Source organism: Acinetobacter sp. 809848, from assembly GCF_000581275.1.
GTDB lineage: Bacteria > Pseudomonadota > Gammaproteobacteria > Pseudomonadales > Moraxellaceae > Acinetobacter > Acinetobacter pittii.
The window spans coordinates 1-604 of sequence record NZ_JEXG01000177.1; the positions used below are offsets into that span (position 1 = coordinate 1).

Consider the following 604-nt stretch of genomic DNA (forward strand, 5'->3'; position numbering starts at 1 on the left):
GCTGGCATTGTCATAGTGTTCGCTGTGCTTTTGTGTGCCTTGTACGCTGCCACTGCCTTCTTCTTGTTGTAGGGCATCGGCTTGCCAGCGTTGCACATGAACCGAAGTCGGTTGTAAGCGGCGCTCTGCCTTGACTTGGGTAATGGTATCAAACTGTTCTGTCGCACTGCTACGTTGGTAGCGCAGGCTACGACGTTCAAGTGCCTGATAGTTTTGGTTATCATCAATTAAACGTAACACTTGTGGCTGAATGGAAGCATTCGGGTCAGCGACAAAAAGCTGTGATTCATCGACCAGCCAGTTAATGCCTTCACTACGCCACAAACGGGTTAAAAAGTCATAATCGCTTTCGTTAGACTGCATCACAAATGGACGCACATCGTAGTCTTTGCTTAAACCAGATGTGTCGAGGGTTAAGCTTGCGGCAAATAACGGGCTTTTACCCTGCCATTCTTTAAACAGAATTTCGCTAATATCGCGCACGCTTTTGTTCATAAACACGCGGCTATTACGGCGTTTATGCCAGAGTGTAGTCGGGTCTTTTAAGGTGAGATTATAAATGGTGAGTGAGCCGTCACTTTGCCCTTGGCTTGCTTCGGTAATA

The 604-nt window shown here is 47.2% G+C and carries 1 protein-coding gene; it reads right to left on the bottom strand.

Going from position 1 to position 604, the window contains the following annotated elements; all coding sequences use genetic code 11:
- Positions 1 to 604 (bottom strand): phage late control D family protein (locus J536_RS24645; RefSeq protein ID WP_032064340.1); only part of this gene is annotated, 604 nt, incomplete at both ends.